Annotated in this window: 12 protein-coding genes and 1 tRNA gene; 10 read left to right on the forward strand and 3 right to left on the reverse strand. The window is 60.6% G+C overall.

All coding sequences use genetic code 11. The features are described from left to right. Nucleotides 1-285: 285 nt before the first annotated feature. The 4 genes from acnB to efp all read left to right on the forward strand — a co-directional run bounded on the left by acnB (nucleotide 286) and on the right by efp (nucleotide 6,012). Nucleotides 286-2,871 (forward strand): bifunctional aconitate hydratase 2/2-methylisocitrate dehydratase, encoded by a 2,586-nt coding sequence (gene acnB, locus ABS758_RS02645; protein WP_350380654.1) that lies wholly within the window; start codon nucleotides 286-288, stop codon nucleotides 2,869-2,871. A gap of 127 nt (nucleotides 2,872-2,998) precedes the next feature. Next, on the forward strand, nucleotides 2,999-4,207 hold the full coding sequence (locus ABS758_RS02650) for a DUF2863 family protein (protein ID WP_350380652.1): 1,209 nt from the start codon (nucleotides 2,999-3,001) through the stop codon (nucleotides 4,205-4,207). Beyond that, nucleotides 4,208-5,371 (forward strand): elongation factor P maturation arginine rhamnosyltransferase EarP, encoded by a 1,164-nt coding sequence (gene earP / locus ABS758_RS02655; protein WP_350380650.1) that lies wholly within the window; start codon nucleotides 4,208-4,210, stop codon nucleotides 5,369-5,371. It abuts the gene before it with no gap. Between the two features lie 83 nt (nucleotides 5,372-5,454). Next, nucleotides 5,455-6,012: an elongation factor P gene (gene efp / locus ABS758_RS02660; RefSeq protein ID WP_350380648.1), complete on the forward strand. Its 558-nt coding sequence runs from the start codon at nucleotides 5,455-5,457 to the stop codon at nucleotides 6,010-6,012. Nucleotides 6,013-6,084: 72 nt separating this feature from the next. On the opposite strand, the gene ABS758_RS02665 is transcribed toward efp, so the two are convergent. The 3 genes from ABS758_RS02665 to ABS758_RS02675 all read right to left on the reverse strand — a co-directional run bounded on the left by ABS758_RS02665 (nucleotide 6,085) and on the right by ABS758_RS02675 (nucleotide 8,910). Continuing rightward, nucleotides 6,085-6,564, reverse strand: coding sequence for a DUF1178 family protein (locus ABS758_RS02665; protein ID WP_350380647.1), 480 nt, complete (start codon nucleotides 6,562-6,564; stop codon nucleotides 6,085-6,087). A gap of 2 nt (nucleotides 6,565-6,566) precedes the next feature. Beyond that, nucleotides 6,567-7,124 (reverse strand): thermonuclease family protein, encoded by a 558-nt coding sequence (locus tag ABS758_RS02670; RefSeq protein ID WP_350380645.1) that lies wholly within the window; start codon nucleotides 7,122-7,124, stop codon nucleotides 6,567-6,569. Nucleotides 7,125-7,266: 142 nt separating this feature from the next. Continuing rightward, on the reverse strand, nucleotides 7,267-8,910 hold the full coding sequence (locus tag ABS758_RS02675) for an isovaleryl-CoA dehydrogenase (RefSeq protein WP_350380643.1): 1,644 nt from the start codon (nucleotides 8,908-8,910) through the stop codon (nucleotides 7,267-7,269). Between the two features lie 106 nt (nucleotides 8,911-9,016). On the opposite strand from ABS758_RS02675, the gene ABS758_RS02680 reads away from it, so the two are divergent. The 6 genes from ABS758_RS02680 to ABS758_RS02705 all read left to right on the forward strand — a co-directional run bounded on the left by ABS758_RS02680 (nucleotide 9,017) and on the right by ABS758_RS02705 (nucleotide 14,065). Beyond that, nucleotides 9,017-9,394, forward strand: coding sequence for a DUF423 domain-containing protein (locus ABS758_RS02680; protein WP_350380641.1), 378 nt, complete (start codon nucleotides 9,017-9,019; stop codon nucleotides 9,392-9,394). A gap of 93 nt (nucleotides 9,395-9,487) precedes the next feature. Next, nucleotides 9,488-10,531: an adenosine deaminase gene (locus ABS758_RS02685; RefSeq protein WP_350380639.1), complete on the forward strand. Its 1,044-nt coding sequence runs from the start codon at nucleotides 9,488-9,490 to the stop codon at nucleotides 10,529-10,531. 32 nt (nucleotides 10,532-10,563) lie between these two features. Beyond that, on the forward strand, nucleotides 10,564-11,181 hold the full coding sequence (locus ABS758_RS02690; RefSeq protein WP_350380637.1) for a DNA-3-methyladenine glycosylase: 618 nt from the start codon (nucleotides 10,564-10,566) through the stop codon (nucleotides 11,179-11,181). 194 nt (nucleotides 11,182-11,375) lie between these two features. Continuing rightward, nucleotides 11,376-11,452, forward strand: a tRNA-Arg gene (locus ABS758_RS02695). A 289-nt stretch (nucleotides 11,453-11,741) separates the two neighbouring features. After that, nucleotides 11,742-12,275 carry a YcnI family copper-binding membrane protein gene (locus tag ABS758_RS02700; protein WP_350380636.1) on the forward strand — a complete coding sequence of 178 codons (534 nt, stop codon included), beginning with the start codon at nucleotides 11,742-11,744 and terminating at the stop codon, nucleotides 12,273-12,275. After that, the gene (locus tag ABS758_RS02705; protein ID WP_350380634.1) at nucleotides 12,275-14,065 is read left to right on the forward strand and encodes a copper resistance CopC/CopD family protein; all 1,791 of its coding nucleotides are present in this window, start codon (nucleotides 12,275-12,277) and stop codon (nucleotides 14,063-14,065) included. The genes ABS758_RS02700 and ABS758_RS02705 overlap by 1 nt, the downstream gene beginning before the upstream one ends. The last annotated feature ends 41 nt before the right edge of the window (nucleotides 14,066-14,106 follow it).

Consider the following 14,106-nt stretch of genomic DNA (forward strand, 5'->3'; position numbering starts at 1 on the left):
TTGGAGCCTACCACCACATCCCCGGCGAAGCCGCCGGATTGCGACCTGTGTCCCCAGGCACCCTCCCGCATCGATGAAGCCTACCCAAGAAAAAACGCCAACGGTGTCCGCACGAAGAAGCAGCGTGAAAATACCCATACAAAGAAGCCACAACAACGACACCCGGCAAAAGAACAGCACAAAAACCAAACGTCAACTCTTATATCTTATATAAGACTGTTGCCTGATTGGCGCTTCTTCTTTAAAATAGCGGCATTCTCAAACCCTCCTTTCTGGGGTACCTTAATGCTGGATTCCTACCGCACCGAAGCCGCTGCTCGCGAAGCCATTGGCGTGCCGCCACTGCCACTGACAGCCAAGCAAACTGCCGATCTGATCGAACTCCTCAAGGCGCCTCCGGCGGGCGAGGAACAATTCCTGCTGGATCTCTTTACCCACCGTGTGCCGGCGGGTGTTGATGATGCCGCGCAGGTCAAGGCTTCCTACCTGGCGGCGCTGGCACTAGGCACAGAAACCTGCTCGCTGATTAGCGCCAAGCATGCCACCGAACTTCTGGGGACGATGCTGGGGGGCTTTAATATCGGTGCCCTGATCGAGCTGCTTGACCACGCAGACCTCGCACCGGTTGCAGCTGAAGGGCTGAAGAAAACCCTGCTGGTGTTTGACGCGTTTCACGACATCGAAGAAAAAGCCAAGGGCGGTAACGCCCATGCCCAGGCGGTATTGCAAAGCTGGGCGGATGCCGAGTGGTTTACCAGCCGCCCGGAGGTTCCTGAGAGCCTGACGATGACCGTGTTCAAGGTGACGGGCGAAACCAATACGGATGATCTCTCGCCGGCACCGGATGCCTGGAGCCGCCCGGATATCCCGCTGCATGCACTGGCGATGCTTAAAAACCCGCGTGATGGAATTACGCCGGACGCCCCGGGCCAAGTGGGGCCGATCACGCTGATCAATCAGCTGAAAGAAAAAGGCCATCTGGTGGCCTATGTGGGTGATGTGGTGGGCACCGGCTCGTCACGTAAGTCGGCCACCAACTCGGTCATCTGGCACACCGGCGAAGATATCCCTTTCGTGCCCAACAAGCGCTTCGGTGGCGTCTGTCTGGGTAACAAGATTGCCCCGATTTTCTACAACACAATGGAAGATTCGGGTGCGCTGCCTATCGAGCTCGACGTGTCGGGCATGGATATGGGCGACATCATCGAGCTGCGCCCCTACGAGGGCAAGGCACTGAAAAACGGTCAGGTAATTGCCGAGTTTCAGCTGAAGTCTGAAGTTTTGCTGGATGAAGTTCGCGCCGGTGGCCGGATTCCGCTGATTATTGGTCGCGGCCTCACGGCCAAGGCCCGCGCATCGTTGGGCTTGCCGGCCACGACACTGTTCCGTTTGCCCGAGTCTCCCGTGGATACAGGCAAGGGCTTTTCGCTGGCACAAAAGCTGGTGGGCCGCGCATGTGGCTTGCCTGAAGGCCAAGGGGTGCGCCCGGGCACGTATTGCGAGCCGCGCATGACATCGGTGGGCAGCCAGGACACAACCGGCCCCATGACGCGCGATGAGCTTAAGGATTTGGCTTGCGTGGGCTTCTCGGCCGACCTGGTGATGCAATCGTTCTGCCACACGGCAGCGTATCCCAAGCCTGTGGACGTCAAAACCCACCACGAGCTTCCGGCCTTTATCAGCACACGCGGCGGGGTGGCCCTACGCCCGGGCGATGGCATCATCCACTCCTGGCTTAACCGCATGCTGCTGCCGGATACGGTGGGTACGGGCGGTGATTCGCATACACGTTTCCCGATCGGGATCAGCTTCCCGGCCGGCTCGGGATTGGTGGCGTTTGCCGCCGCCACGGGTGTAATGCCGCTGGACATGCCCGAATCCGTGCTGGTGCGCTTCAAGGGCACGATGCAGCCGGGCGTGACACTGCGCGATCTGGTCAATGCAATTCCGCTGTATGCCATCAAGAAGGGCTTGCTGACAGTCGAGAAAAAGGGCAAGAAAAACATTTTCTCGGGCCGCATTCTCGAAATCGAAGGCTTGCCCAACCTGAAAATCGAGCAAGCATTCGAGCTCTCTGACGCGTCGGCTGAGCGCTCGGCAGCTGCCTGCACGGTACGCCTGAACAAAGAGCCGATCATCGAGTACCTCAACAGCAATATCACGCTGCTGAAATGGATGATCGCCAACGGCTACGAAGACGCCCGCACGCTGGCACGCCGCATCAAGAACATGGAAGCCTGGCTGGCCGATCCTCAATTGGTAGAGCCCGATGCAGACGTGGATTACGCAGCGGTCATCGACATCGATCTGGCTGAAATCAAAGAGCCGATCGTGGCCTGCCCCAACGATCCTGATGATGTCAAAACCCTGTCTGATGTAGCCGGCACGGCCATCGACGAGGTCTTCATCGGCAGCTGCATGACCAACATCGGCCACTTCCGCGCCGCCGCAGCTCTGCTTAAAGGCAAGCGCGATCTGCCATCCAAGTTGTGGGTCGCGCCACCCACCAAGATGGATGCCAGCGAGCTGACCAAAGAGGGCCACTATGGCACCTTTGGTACGGCCGGGGCACGCATGGAAATGCCAGGTTGCTCCTTGTGCATGGGCAATCAGGCCCAAGTGCGCGAGGGTGCCACGGTGTTTTCCACCAGCACGCGCAACTTCCCCAATCGTCTGGGCAAAAACGCCAATGTGTTCTTGGGCTCGGCCGAGATGGCAGCGATCTGCTCGGGCCTGGGCCGCATTCCCACCCGTGACGAGTACCTGGAAGCAATGGGGCTGCTGGCTAAAGATAGCCAGGATATCTACCGCTACATGAACTTCGACCAGATTGAAGACTTCACCGAAGTCGCCAATACGGTTCAAGCCTAAAAGGTAGCTCCCGCCCGCTTCGGGCGTCCCCTCAGCCCCGGTATGTTTACACGACATGCCGGGGCTGATTGCTTGAACGCGCTACACTAATGGGTCTATTCAGTGTGTCCCATTTTCCCGGTTTCTCATGCCCGCCCGATCCCGATCTTCTTCTTTGTCCCGGACGTCGCTGTCGCTGGTGTCTCTGGCCGAGTCTCTCTCCCGTTCGGGCAGCCGGCTGGAAGACCTCTGGTGGCAGCAAGCGCTTTCAAAGGCGCTCACTAAAGTGCTCGGTGGCCGCGCTGGGCATAGTATCGAGCACGCACTCGAGCACTTGCTGCAGCATCGCTCGCCGGCCTACGAGCTGCTGGTTGAGCACGCCGAGGCGTACTCAGAGTCTTTTAACCTGACGCACGACAATCAGTCATACGACGTGCAGCTGATTTCAGCCCCAGTACTGGCCTGGACGCGCTACCAGTTGCCTGCCGCGCAACTCACGGAGTCACACTTGCAGGCGTTATCCGACGCCATGACCGGCATTGTGCTGGCGCCCGGTGCGCAACTGCAATTGCTGCCGCATTGGGTGCGTTTCGATCAACTTCCGCAGTCGTTTCGCGAAACCCGTACATGGGCCACAGAAATCGCCCAGCACACCCTGGGCACGCGACGCGATCTCCCGGGCTTGCCACCGGCAGACACACCCGAAGACTTGCTGGCGGATGCGTATTTCCTGATTGGTGTGGTGATCGTGCCACAGGGCCAGGCCCTGTTCAAATGGCAGGATACGGGCGAAAACAGCCTGGTCAAACGCACCGAGGTTGCCGCACAGTGGGCGCAGGCGTGCGTGCAAGCCGTCGAACCCCTGTTTACAGGCTGCCTGATGGAATACCTGCTGCCGGAAGCCTTTTATACAGCCACCCGGCAAGCCGATCAAAGCATCCGGCCGCTTACCTTAAAGGCTGCCATCACCTGGCTGCAAACAGCCGCACATATTGCCGCCACCGATCTTCGTGCCGCCATTGTGGGCTGCGGCGAACAAGCCATCGAGGAATATCGCATCGGTTTTTGCACACGTAAAAACAACGATGTCATCTACGGTTGCGTCTGGCCATCGCTTAGCCGCGAGGAAGCCACCCCCGATCTCAGCGAGGCCGCAGAAGGCGAGGTAGACACCTGGGACACGCTGGCAGCACTGCTGCGAGAATCCGGCATCCAGGACATCCGGCGCCTGCCCGGCCTGCATCCGCTCGAGTTCTGCGACGATTGCGGCACGCCGTATTTTCCCAATATGCTGGGCGAAATGCAGCACCCCGAGCTCCCCGAAGAAATCGATCCCGAACCCGTCCAGTTTCACTAAATGCCTGTCGATATTTTCTGCCAGGTCATCGACAACTTTGGTGATGCTGGCGTGTGCTGGCGTCTGGCACAACAGTACGCAGCGCTGGGCCATCGGGTACGGCTCTGGATCGATGATCTCGCTACACTGGCCCGGCTGGCGCCCGCACTGGACGCAACAGTGCTGCACCAGCATGTGCACGGCATCGAGGTTGTTCATTGGTCTTTGGCTGCGCAGGCGCAGGCCCCGGCCAATGGCTTGGTGATCGAGGCTTTTGCCTGCACCCTGCCCACTTCTTATCAGGCGTCTTTGGCCCAGACACAGAGCCTGTGGATCAATCTCGAGTACCTGAGCGCAGAGCCCTGGATCGAGGGCTATCACGGCCTGCCCTCCCTGCAACCCAACAGGGTTGCCAAGTACTTTTATTTTCCTGGTTTCACTGCGGCCAGCGGTGGGCTGCTGCGGGAGCCAGATCTGCTGGACAGACGTCGTCAGGCGCTTGGGGTGGATCGCCGGCTGCGGCTATCGCAGATCACCGGCTGGCCTGTCGACACCTTGCCGGCGGACGCGCGTTATATCTTGCTGTTTTGCTATCCGGGCGCACCCATGGACACTTTGCTGGCGGCACTGGCTCAGATGGACACCCCCACCTGTCTTTTACTGGCAGGCACGCACGTCGGCGGCGCGGCAACTGCTGCACAGGGTGAAGGAAACCAGCACACTGACGCATCAAGCACGGGAAACCTGCAGGTTCGCACCCTGCCTTTCGTGCCGCAGGCGCAGTTTGATGATCTGCTGTGGTGCTGCGATCTGAACTTTGTGCGCGGCGAGGATTCTTTGGTGCGGGCACTTTGGGCAGGCGCACCCCTGGTGTGGCACATTTACCCGCAGGCCGAAGACACACATCTGACAAAACTGGAGGCCTGGCTGCAAAGGGCGCAACTGCCGACGGCAGCTAACGCCCTGATCCGGGCATGGAACGCCGGCCCGCCCGGCTGTACCAGTCTGTCCAGCCATGCCCACCCGTCCAGCCAGATGGCTGAGTGCCTGGCGGATGCACTGGCGCCCACAAGCTGGAAAGCCTGGCAGATCCGTGCGCAGCAGTGGTCTGACGAGCTGGCCACACAGCCTGATCTGGCCAGTCAGTTGCTGCGGTTTTACCAGCAACACGTCCAGACGCGTTAGAATACACAGTTAATTTTTTCCTGCTTTGCCTCGAAACGCGTTTTTCATGCTCGGGGCATGTCTTTCCCCCGGAGTCTTACCCTATGAAAATCGCCCAAGAACTGCGCGTCGGCAACGTTGTAATGGTTGGCAGCGACCCCTTGGTAGTCCAAAAGGCCGAGTACAACAAATCTGGCCGCAATGCTGCGGTGGTGAAGCTGAAATTTAAAAACCTGCTTACCGGCACCGCCAGCGAGTCTGTTTGCAAGGCCGACGAAAAATTCGAACAAGTCGTCCTTGAAAACAAAGAATGCACGTACTCGTACTTTGCCGATCCCATGTATGCCTTCATGGACGAAGAATACAACCAGCACGAAGTTGAATCCGAAAGCATGGGCGACGCGTTGAACTACCTCGAAGAAGGGATGACGGTTCAAGTCGTCTTTTACGAAGGCCGTGCCATTTCTGTCGAGCTGCCCACAATTATCGTGCGCGAAATCACCTACACCGAACCGGCCGTCAAGGGCGACACCTCGGGCAAGGTGCTGAAACCCGCCAAGATCAACACCGGCTACGAGCTGGCAGTGCCACTGTTCTGCAATATCGGCGACAAGATCGAAATCGATACCCGCACCAATGAGTACCGCAGCCGCGTGATGTAATTTTCAGCATCGGCAGCACATAAAAACGGGGCATGATTGCCCCGTTTTTGCATCTGGCCGGTACGGTTTTATTTACTGCAAACGGTCGTCGTCCAGAATGTCTGGAATCGGCATGATGGAGATGCCGTCTTCCACAAGCTCTTGGCACTCTTCCACAGAAGCCGTGCCACGGATGGGGCGCTCTTCGATTTCTCCGGTGTGCATGCGCCGGGCTTCGTCGGCAAAGCGGGCCCCGACGTTATCGCTTTGGCGCACCACCTGGCGGATCTGACGCAAAACCTCGGCCTGCAGCTGTGCCAGTTGCTGGCTGGAGGGCGCGGCCACGGCCGCACGACCTTGCCCTGCCGGCGACTGGGCCGCCATGGGTTGGCTGCGCAGGTGGCTGACATTAAGGTGCGGGGCCGACACGCGCCGCGTGATACTGCTGCTTTGGCAGACAGGACAACGCACCAGCCCGTCCGCCAGTTGCTTGTCGTAGGTTTCCTGTGATGCAAACCAGCCTTCAAAGACGTGGTCGTGCTCACAGGCGAGGTCGAATACTTTTAGTGCCATGATTAGCAAATGGGGGCGCGATCGCCCGTTTCAAGCGCTTTCCAGCATTTGTAGCGCCATTCCCAGGGTGGCACAGGCTTGGCATCCCGCCACAAGCCCAGGTGCTGCTGTTTTGCGCGCCGTTGCAAGTCTGGCAGGCTGGCGTCACGCATATACTTGCCACGCCCCTGCTGGTTAGCCCAGACCATGCCACTGGCCACCAGGGCCTGACTGGCCAGTCGGCCATCATCCAGGGGGACATCACAGATCTCGCGGCCGTATTGGTCTTGCTCGTAGCAGTGCAGGCGCACATTTTTACCGGCCACCAGATCAGCCAGTGCCTGGCGCGCGGCCTTGCCATAGGGCTGGCCAGGCTGGGCACGCCCATGGCCGATCTCGGGCGCATCAATGCTGGCCAGGCGCACGCGCACGCGATCACGACCCGACAGCAAAGTTAACGTGTCGCCATCCGCCACATGCACGACCTTGCCTGACAAGGTGTAGGCATCGGCCGACTCGAACGCCAGGGGCGACAACAACACCGCCGCCAGTACGGCCACTGAGAAAAGTAATCGACGCATGGAGAGAGTTCCGGCAAAAAAAGGGCTGCAAACCTGGCGCAGCCCGTGCTTTATTGTACTGGACAGCACCACCTTCTTAACGGGCGCTGCAGCACCGCCATCCTGTACAAACTTGAACAAACGCAGCCACTGCGCATCGGCCTCAGGCCGGCCAGGCCCGCTGCAACAACGCCTCGGCGGCCTGAACCGGCAGACACGCACCATATACCCGCCCGCCCTGGCCTTGCAGGCGGGTATCCACAAAGGCCCGAGACACATTATCGGGGGCGTGACGCAGCAGCAGATCGGTCTGCACCAGCAAAACCAGATCGCGGGCAATCTGCCGTGCTTGGATCTGTTGCGCTTCCGGGGTATCCTGCAAGGCCTTCAGAAGGCGGTCAGCTGTCGCGCGCAAAGTGGATTCAGCCGGATGGGCTTGTGCCATGCCGTCAATCATCTGGCTGATGTGCGGCCCAGCATGTCCAATGGCACGCAGCACATCCAGGCACATGACATTGCCCGAGCCCTCCCAGATGGAGTTGACTGGCGCTTCGCGATACAGGCGCGCCATAGGTGCGTCTTCGATGTAGCCATTGCCGCCCCACACCTCCATGCATTCGGCAATGGCTTCGATGGTGCGCTTGCACACCCAAAATTTGGCTGCCGGCGTAAGGATGCGCCGCAAGGCATGCTCGGCCGGCTGCTCGGGATGGTCAAATGCCCGGGACAGCCGCAACGCCAGCACGGTGGCGGCCTCAGACTCCAGTGCAAGGTCGGCCAGCACCTGGCGCATCAGGGGTTGATCGATCAGGTTGCTGCCAAACGCGCGGCGATGACGCGCATGGTGGATGGCTTGCACCAGCCCCTGGCGCATCAGGGCCGCGCTGCCCAGGACACAATCCAGGCGAGTATAAGAGGCCATCTCCACCAGCGTGGGGATGCCGCGCCCAGGATCGCCCACCCGCCGCCCCAACGCACCGGAGAATTCGACCTCGGCACTGGCGTTGGAGCGATTGCCCAACTTGTCTTTTAAGCGCTGGACATGAACGCCGTTGCGCGTACCCGAAGGCAGCCAGCGGGGAACATAAAAACACGACAAACCCTCGCCTTCGCGGGCCAGCATCAAGTGGGCATCCGAGGTGGGCGACGAGAAAAACCATTTGTGGCCGGTGAGACGAAACCAGCCATCGCTGTCCGGGCTGGCCGTACTAGTGTTGCTGCGCAGATCAGAACCCCCCTGCTTTTCTGTGAGACCCATGCCGATCATCATCGAGGCCTTGTCGGCCAGGGGAAGATCGCGCCCATCGTATTGCCGGCTGGCCAGCTTAGGTTGAAGCTCGGCAAACCAGGGCTCGCGGGCCAGCAAGGGGATGGCGGCGCTGGTCATCGTAATGGGGCAAAGCGAGCCTGCTTCTACCTGCCCGTGCATCAGGTAATGGGCGGCACGCACCACATGGGCGCCCTCGGCCGGCGCAATCCAGGCGCTGCCGTGCATGCCCTGGGCAAACGCCAGCGATAGAAATTGTGTCCAGCCCGGGTGAAACTGCACCCAGTCGATGCGATGTCCGGTGCGATCAAATGCCTGCAGCACCGGGGCTGTGCGGTTGGCCTCGGCGGCCAGCACGGCCAGATCGGCCTGCCCCAGGCGGCGCCCCCAGGATTCGAGGTCGGTGGCATCGGCCTGCCCGCCCTCCCGCAGCACCCCCTGCATCAGGGCCACATCATCCAGAAAAAGATTGCAATCGGGCAGATCAGACACCTGGTTATCCACCTGATGTGTCTCGAACGGCGAATGCTGAACAGCCATGACGGCCTCCAAAAAACCCTTGCAAGACAACCCAGTCTACCCGTGAATCCGGTGTGACAACAGGCTCGCTACAATCAGATGCACCCACCCAATGGAGACTCTTTGCATGACCCCACGAATTCTGATCCTGTGCGGTGCCCTTTTGCTGGCACTCGGCGTTGCTGCCGGGGCCTTTGGCGCCCATGGATTGCGACGGGTACTAAGCCCTGATCTGCTGGAAACCTGGCGCACTGCGGCCCATTACCAGCTGATCCATGGCCTGGGCCTATTACTGGTGGCTGCATTGTGGTCGTCTCTGGCGCCCACCCCCGCGGCCTGGGCAGGCGGCCTGATGCTGGCCGGTGTGCTGATTTTCAGCGGCAGCCTGTATGTGCTGGCGCTGACAGGCATCCGGGTGTTAGGGGCCGTGACGCCCATTGGCGGGCTGCTGATGATTGCCTCCTGGCTATGCCTGGCATGGGGTGCCTGGCGAGGCGGCGCATAGGCGGGCAAGCCCAATCGCAGCCTGCTGATCCCTGGCTGTCCAGGCCTATACCCGGGCCTATAATAAGGGCCCGTTTCAACGTCCGGAATCCCCATGTCCAAAGCTTCTGGCGACCACGCACTGCGCAACTGGCTGCAGGCTCTGCCCAAGGCCGAGCTTCACCTGCACATCGAGGGCACTCTTGAGCCCGAGCTCATGTTTGCCCTGGCGTCACGCAATCAGGTGCCCCTGCCCTATGCCGACGTGCAAGCGGTCAAAGACGCCTACCAGTTTTCCGATTTGCAGTCGTTCCTGGATCTTTACTACGCAGGTGCCAGTGTTCTGGTCACCGAGCAGGACTTCTACGACCTGGCCATGGCCTACCTGCAACGTGCCCACGCAGACGGCCTGGTGCACGTCGAAATCATGTTCGACCCGCAAACCCATACGCATCGCGGCATTGCCATTGGCACCGTTTTTGCAGGCCTGGCCCGCGCCTTGCGCGAAGCGCGCGACACCCTGGACATCAGCAGCTACCTGCTGCTCAGTTTCCTGCGCCACCTCAGCGAAGCCGACGCCCTTGCCACGCTGGATGCGGCACTGCCACTACGGGATCAGTACGCAGATCTCTGGATCGGTGTGGGGCTGGACTCTGCCGAAAAAGGCAACCCGCCCGAGAAATTTGCACGTCTGTATGCGCGCTGCGCAGAGCTGGGCTTTCGCTGCGTGGCCCACGCAGGCGAAGAAGGCCCGGCCGACTACGTGCGCAGCGCCCTGGATACGCTGCGCGTCGAGCGCATCGACCACGGCGTGCGCACCAGCGACGACCCCGATCTCCTGCAGTCGGTGATCCAGCAGCAGATACCACTGACCGTTTGCCCCTTGTCTAACCTCAAGCTGGGTGTGGTCAGTGATTTGTCCAACCACAACCTGGCACGCTTGTTGCGCGCTGGCGCCATGATCACCCTGAATTCAGACGATCCCGCTTATTTTGGCGGCTACGTACTGGATAATTATGTGGCCAGCGCGCAAGCACTGGACCTCTCTCACGACGAGTTGGTCACCCTGGCGGCCAACAGCCTGCAGGCGTCTTTCTTGCCAGCTGCCGATAAGGCCCGCTGGATGGATCGCCTGGCCACAGCTGCCAGCCTGGGTTAAGGGCCATGCCATCTGCTGCCAGGCTACACCGATTGTCCCTGCCCTCTGATGCGATACAGGGCGCCTGCACGCGGCTTGATCGCGATTTTTACAACCGCCCGGCCATCCAGGTGGCGCCTGATCTATTGGGCTGCCTGATGTTTCATGCCACTCCCCGAGGCTTGCGGGTGGGCCGTGTGGTTGAGGTTGAAGCCTATCTAGGCCCAACCGACCTGGCCGCCCACACGTCGCGCGGCCGCACGGCACGCACCCGCGCCATGTTTGGGCCCCCCGGCCATGCGTACGTGTACCTGATCTACGGCATGTACCACTGCATGAATGCCGTGACCGGCCCCGAGGGTAGCGGCACGGCGGTGCTGCTGCGCGCACTGGCACCGGTAACAGGCCTTGAAGGCGAGAGCAACGGCCCCGGAAAACTATGCCGCGCCATGGATATCACGCTTGAGCACTATGGCATGGATCTGTGCAGCGACACCCTGTGGCTGGCCCGCGATAACGCGCCGGCTGCCGGGCAGATTGCCACCAGCCCCCGCATCGGGGTGGATTACGCAGGCGAGTGGGCGGCCAAGCCGCTAAGGTTTTATATCGACGGGCATCCGGCGGTCAGCCGCCGGCCTGCTGCCCGCAAGCCGCGCCATAAACCGGCCTGAGCATCACGTATCCACCCGATCGCTTCGATACCGCCGGAAGGGGCTGGGTATTGCGCAAGGCCTGCCAGATCGTGGTATTATCTTGCCCTTTCCGGGGTCTTGGATACATGTCTGGAGACAGACAAATCCCTGATTTCGGTAAACAGGCCTGATATGACAGTGTAAAAAAAACATGTTATATTTACGCCTCTTTAGCGGCTGTAGCTCAGTTGGATAGAGTACTTGGCTACGAACCAAGGGGTCGTGGGTTCGAATCCTGCCAGCCGCGCCAGAATTATCCTGTTCTCCAAAACAGGCAAAAAACCGCCTCGGGTTAATCACCTCAGGCGGTTTTTCTTTGGCAGTTGCAGCCAAGCAAACCATTGCGGCTGGCAAAGCAGCAAAAGACCCTCAGGGACAGCGTACCAGCAGTTGCGTTGATCACGCGTATCCAGTATCTGGCAAAAGCCCTGCCTGACCAGGGTAGAATGATAATCACTTTTAATTAACGACACCGGCAAATGCGCTGTGGGTGCAGCATGCGGATACCCCGACATCGGCCGGCCAACTCATTGATACTGATGACACACAAACTGAAACTTCTTGGCGGCCTGGCTTTGCTTTTGGGCGCGCTGCCGCTGGCGCAGGCTCACGTCCACTTGCAAACTCCCACGGCCACTATCGGCAGCAGCTACAAGGCAATCCTTGAGGTCGGCCATGGCTGCGATGGCTCGGACACCACCCGGATCCGGGTGCAGATCCCTGAAGGCGTTGTGGCGGTCAAGCCGCAACTTAAGGCTGGTTGGCAGATCGAAACCAAGGACGGCGCTTATGCCCAGCCTGAAACCCTGCATGGAGCGAAGATCGATCACGGGGTACGTGAGATCTCCTGGACGGGCCTGCTGCCAGAAGCGTTTTACGATGAATTTTCCTTTGTGGGCACAATCGCGTCCTCTTTGAAGCCCGGTCAAACGCTGTATTTCCCGGTGGTGCAAGAGTGCAAGAAAGGCGTGTCACGCTGGATCGACACAACGGGCAAGGCGGGTGTCGGCAACCCGGCGCCCAGCGTCAAACTTGAAAAAGCCCAAGGGCACCACGGCGCTCACTCGCACTGATGATTTTTGCGCGTCTTGTACTGGCCTGCCTGCTGATCTGGTCTTCAGGCGCCTGGGGGCATGCGGCCCTGATATCCAGCACGCCAGCAGCCGGCGCAGTGCTGGCCCAGGCACCGGCCACGCTGACGCTGCAATTTAGCGAGCCGGTCGGCGTCACGGTCTTGCGCCTGATCAACCCGGCCGGGCGGACACAGGACATCCACACCAGTGGCGCGCACGACGCCACCGTGCAGATCGATGTGGCCGGGCAGCAGACACCCGGCACCTATCTGCTGAGCTGGCGGGTAGTCTCTGCCGATGGTCACCCCATTGGCGGCACGCTGGATTATCAGGTGGGCCCGGCAAGCGGTGCCGCCGGCGGCATCAGCGGTGTAGGCGCTGCCGCGGGGCTGCACGCTCATTTGCAACAGTTGGCAGACCCTGGCGCCAGCCAGCGTGCTGCCCTGATATGGGCCAGCCGCTTTGTTTCGTATGTCTGCCTGTTCTTGCTGCTGGGTGCCTGCGCATTCCGGGCGCTAAACCCGTACAGCCGCCACGCACCCGCGATGCAACCCGTCTTACAAGGCCGCCTGTGGCACATGGCTTTAGGTGTAGGCGTTTTGCTGCTGCCCTTGCAATGGGGCCTGCAGGGGCTGGATTTGCTGGGTGCCCCATGGCAACAGATTGGGCAGCCGGCGGTTTGGGTTCAAACCTGGCACAGCAGCTACGCCACCACGCTCATTTTGCTGGCGTTGGCCTTTGGTACTACCGCCTGGGGGCTTTCCAGGCCGATGCCGGTGCAAAATACCCGCGCCTCGATGCACGGCACCAATCCGCATGAATCCAGCTCAAAAGGTGCTATCTGGCGACAACGCCTGGCCGGGATACTGGCATTGTTGCTGGCGGGCAGTGCCCTGGCCGTCAGCGGCCACGCGGGCACCGCACCGCCGCGCTGGCTTTCCCGGCCAACCGTGGTGCTACATGTCATCAGCGCGGTGGCCTGGATCGGCCTGCTGCTGCCGCTGGCACGTTGCCTGGTGCCTACAACCCTTGCGCAACGCACTGCTAGCGATGTCGCCATCCCCGAACTCCGGCGGTTTTCTAGCGGCATCACCTGGGTAGTGGCGCTTCTGGTGCTAAGCGGCCTGTGTCTGGCTTGGCTGCAGCTGCGCCAGCTGTCCGATCTTTGGCAAACCCTGTATGGTCAGGTGCTGTCTGCCAAACTGACCCTGGTGGCGCTGCTGTTTTGCGTGGCCGCCTGGAACCGCTGGCGGCTGACCCAGGCGACCCAGGCAGGTGCATTGCGGCCACGCGCCCAGCTGCGTCGAGCCATCCAGGTTGAACTGGTCCTGGCTGTATTGATTTTGGGCCTGGTGGCGCTGTGGCGCCTGACACCACCGCCCAGAAGCATGGCTACAGTACCCATGGCAGCTGATGTCCACACGCTGGCGCATCAAGCTGTACATCGACATGCCCCAACCCAGGTACCTGATTCACCCTCCCCTCTCCCGCACAGGCCGGCCATCGTGCTGCATAATGCCGACATCACGGCAACCATCCAACCTGAGCCCACCATGTGGCAATTAACGCTGCGGCACGCCGATGGCACACCTTTTGTTACCCAGGCAGTCGAGGTGCAAATCAGCAACCCAGAGGCCGGCATCCAGCCTCTGCACCGGACAGCCCAGGCAGCGGACGCATCCGGGCACTGGCAATTTGCCCTACCGCCCCTACCCGACACCGGGCATTGGCAAGTTGGCCTGGAGATTCTCGTAAACGATTTTCAACAGGTTTCGCTAAGCTCACACTAGGCACAGGCCGCCCATGGGCAACACAACGTCACGCTTTCGGG

It is taken from the genome of Castellaniella sp. FW104-7C03, from assembly GCF_040276085.1.
In the GTDB taxonomy this organism is placed as follows: Bacteria; Pseudomonadota; Gammaproteobacteria; order Burkholderiales; family Burkholderiaceae_B; genus Castellaniella.